Below are 3259 nucleotides of genomic sequence, written 5' to 3'. Positions count from 1 at the left end.
AACCGCTGACCTCTTGCATGCCATGCAAGCGCTCTCCCAGCTGAGCTATAGCCCCACAGGACCTCTTTACGAACCAAATCCGCTGGGTGCAGAATTTGGTGGAGCTAAGCGGGATCGAACCGCTGACCTCTTGCATGCCATGCAAGCGCTCTCCCAGCTGAGCTATAGCCCCGTAACGTAAAGCGTGTCGTGTTGACGGGCGGCATAATATGAATTCCTTCGCCAGGTGTCAACGGCAAAATTACCCCTCCTGATTCAATCGCTGAAAAAGCAGGCAAATAGCTGACAATGCGAGCCTTATCGCAGGCAGGCGTTAAACATGTCACTATTTCCTGTAAAAGGATGCTATAACATGAAGCACTAATTCCCACATATTTACTCAGGAAATAGTATGCTCAAGGAACGAATGACTCCGGAAGAAATTGCGCATCTAACTGGCTTCAGCCGACAGACGATAAATAAATGGGTCCGTAAAGAGGGGTGGCAAACTTCTCCGCGGCCTGGCGTGCAGGGAGGCAAAGCGCGTCTCGTACACGTTAACGAGCAGGTACGAGAGTTTATCCGCAATGCCCAGCGCGTAGCGGAAACGCCCTCGCCCTATTCGGTCGCCGAGACCGATCTCGAGCCATTATTGCTTACGCTCTGTAAAGAGATGACTCATCGCGAACAGAAGCAGCTAATGTCGCTGCTGCTGCGTGAAGGCATAACCGGGTTGTTAAACCGTCTTGGAATACGCGGCCAGTAAAAAACGAATGATGAAACTGAAAGAAAAAATGACGCCTGCAGAGCTTGCCGAAGTTCTGGGTCTGGCCAGACAAACGGTCAACCGCTGGGCGCGGGAACAAAAGTGGCGAACCGAGGCGATTCCCGGCGTCAAAGGCGGGCGTGCGCGTTTAATTGTCATCGACCGGCCAGTGATTGATTTTCTGACCAATATTCCGGCATTTCGTCATCTGAATGAAGAGTATCAGCTCGCCGAACAGCCCAGCGGCTACTTTATTAATGAAGCGGATGCGGTATGGCGGCAAATCACCGATACGCTGCAGCTGATGACCGCCGCAGAACAAACTCACCTGCGCGATCTTCTTGCTCGCGATGGCATTAGTGGCTTCCTGGCGCGGTTAGGTATTAACACTGCGACAAAATAGCGGCGAAAAAAAACGGCAGGATTAACCTGCCGCTTGCTTTAGCTTACGCTCGGCCTCAGGACTGCTGGCTTTCGCGTTCGGCGATAAACGCCAGCGCTTTATTGATACGTTCAACGCTACGGGATTTACCGATGGCATGAACGGTGACATCCAATGCCGGAGACTGACCCGCGCCGGTTACGGCCACGCGCAGCGGCATGCCCACTTTACCCATGCCCACTTCCAGCTCATCGGCAGTCGCCTGAATCGCATGGTGGACATTTTCCGCCGTCCAGTCGCTAATGGCCGCCAGCTTATCGCGAACCACTTCCAGCGGCTGACGCGCCACCGGGCGCAGGTGTTTCTTCGCTGCATCGGCGTCGAACTCGGCGAACTCTTCATAGAAGTAACGGCAGCTCTGAGCAATCTCTTTCAGCGTTTTGCAACGCTCGCCCAGCAGTTTAACCAGTTCGGACAACTGCGGGCCGTTACGGGTATCGATATTTTCCTGCTCAATGTGCCACTGCAGATGCGTCGCGACATATTCTGCCGGCAGCGTGTTGATGTAGTGATGGTTTAACCACAGCAGTTTATCGGTGTTGAACGCACTGGCGGACTTGCTGACCGCGCCCAGCGAGAAGAACTCGATCATCTCTTCGCGGGTGAAGATCTCCTGATCGCCATGGGACCAGCCCAGACGCACCAGATAGTTCAGCAACGCTTCCGGCAGGTAGCCGTCGTCGCGGTACTGCATCACGCTCACCGCACCGTGGCGCTTGGAAAGTTTTTTACCGTCATCGCCGTTGATCATCGATACGTGCGCATAAACCGGCACCGGCGCATTCAGCGCTTTCAGGATGTTGATCTGGCGCGGGGTATTGTTGATGTGGTCTTCACCGCGGATCACGTGGGTGATCGCCATATCCCAGTCATCAACTACGACGCAGAAGTTATAGGTCGGGGAGCCGTCGGTGCGGCGAATGATCAGATCGTCCAGCTCCTGGTTGCTGAATTCGATCGGCCCGCGGATCTGGTCGTCAAAGATAACCGAACCTTCCTGCGGGTTGGCAAAACGCACGACGCAAGGCTCATCGGCGGCGTGATGCTGATGATCATGGCGGCAGCGGCCGTCGTAGCGCGGCTTTTCACCGTTCGCCATCTGTTCTTCGCGCAGCGCGTCCAGACGTTCTTTCGAGCAGTAGCATTTATAAGCTGTACCTGCTTCCAGCATTTCATCAATAACCGCGTTATAGCGATCGAAACGTTTAGTCTGGAAGTACGGACCTTCATCCCACTCCAGATTCAGCCAGTTCATCCCATCCATGATGGCTTCAATTGCTTCCGGGGTGGAGCGTTCGAGATCGGTGTCTTCAATACGCAGCACAAACTCACCGCCGTGGTTACGTGCAAAAAGCCAGGAATAGAGAGCAGTACGCGCACCGCCAACGTGCAGATAGCCTGTTGGGCTTGGCGCGAAGCGAGTTTTGATTTTCATGAAATGGCCTTACGTTTAATAAAGATGCCGATAGTCGGCAGTGTTCTTGGAATTGATAGGGGAATATTCTAACACCACGGGCTGATTCCTCAATGTAGATCCCGCCTCAACATCACGCTTTACCATTTTTGTTTATAAATCATACGCCGAAGCTGATTTTGCGATCGCTTTGTTTAATTTTACGACGAACAAACAAATTATTTAGAAAAGGCGTTGACTCAAATTCAACTCTCCCTATAATGCGACTCCACACAGCGGGGGTGATTAGCTCAGCTGGGAGAGCACCTCCCTTACAAGGAGGGGGTCGGCGGTTCGATCCCGTCATCACCCACCACTTTCTCGCCAGCTGGATTTTCTGTCAAAATGTGAAGTACCGAAGTGGGTGATTAGCTCAGCTGGGAGAGCACCTCCCTTACAAGGAGGGGGTCGGCGGTTCGATCCCGTCATCACCCACCACTTTCTCGCCAGCTGGATTTTCTGTCAAAATGTGAAGTACCGAAGTGGGTGATTAGCTCAGCTGGGAGAGCACCTCCCTTACAAGGAGGGGGTCGGCGGTTCGATCCCGTCATCACCCACCACTTCGGGTCGTTAGCTCAGTTGGTAGAGCAGTTGACTTTTAATCAATTGGTCGCAGGTT

3 protein-coding genes and 4 tRNA genes are annotated in these 3259 nt (G+C 53.3%); 5 read left to right on the top strand and 2 right to left on the bottom strand.

Annotated features, from left to right (window positions below; all coding sequences use genetic code 11):
• Positions 1–96 precede the first annotated feature (96 nt).
• Positions 97–172, bottom strand: a tRNA-Ala gene (locus ABLV08_RS03480).
• 219 nt (positions 173–391) lie between these two features.
• On the opposite strand from ABLV08_RS03480, the gene ABLV08_RS03475 reads away from it, so the two are divergent.
• Positions 392–745 (top strand): YfeC-like transcriptional regulator, encoded by a 354-nt coding sequence (locus ABLV08_RS03475; protein WP_013878158.1) that lies wholly within the window; start codon positions 392–394, stop codon positions 743–745.
• Between the two features lie 7 nt (positions 746–752).
• Positions 753–1148, top strand: a complete 396-nt coding sequence (locus ABLV08_RS03470; RefSeq protein WP_045362664.1) for a YfeC-like transcriptional regulator — start codon at positions 753–755, stop codon at positions 1146–1148.
• 55 nt (positions 1149–1203) lie between these two features.
• Here the strand turns inward: ABLV08_RS03470 and gltX are convergent, their stop codons facing one another.
• Complete coding sequence (gene gltX, locus ABLV08_RS03465; RefSeq protein ID WP_020078209.1) at positions 1204–2622, bottom strand: glutamate--tRNA ligase; 1419 nt, start codon at positions 2620–2622, stop codon at positions 1204–1206.
• A gap of 258 nt (positions 2623–2880) precedes the next feature.
• Between gltX and ABLV08_RS03460 the strand changes: the two genes are divergently transcribed.
• The 3 genes from ABLV08_RS03460 (at position 2881) to ABLV08_RS03450 (ending at position 3200) form a co-directional block, all read left to right on the top strand.
• Positions 2881–2956: transfer RNA gene (locus ABLV08_RS03460), tRNA-Val, on the top strand.
• A gap of 46 nt (positions 2957–3002) precedes the next feature.
• Positions 3003–3078: transfer RNA gene (locus ABLV08_RS03455), tRNA-Val, on the top strand.
• 46 nt (positions 3079–3124) lie between these two features.
• A tRNA-Val gene (locus tag ABLV08_RS03450) sits at positions 3125–3200 on the top strand.
• Positions 3201–3259: the final 59 nt, after the last annotated feature.

The sequence above is a fragment of the Klebsiella sp. CN_Kp088 genome, assembly GCF_040064335.1.
Taxonomy (GTDB): Bacteria; Pseudomonadota; Gammaproteobacteria; order Enterobacterales; family Enterobacteriaceae; genus Klebsiella; species Klebsiella aerogenes.
This window is presented reverse-complemented; position numbering and strand designations above follow the sequence as displayed.

What these genes read in the sequence shown, in the direction of transcription:
- ABLV08_RS03475 (WP_013878158.1), top strand. Translation starts at nt 392, where the DNA reads ATGCTCAAGGAACGAATGACTCCGGAAGAAATTGCGCATCTAACTGGC.
- gltX (WP_020078209.1), bottom strand. Translation starts at nt 2,622, where the DNA reads ATGAAAATCAAAACTCGCTTCGCGCCAAGCCCAACAGGCTATCTGCAC.
- ABLV08_RS03470 (WP_045362664.1), top strand. Translation starts at nt 753, where the DNA reads ATGATGAAACTGAAAGAAAAAATGACGCCTGCAGAGCTTGCCGAAGTT.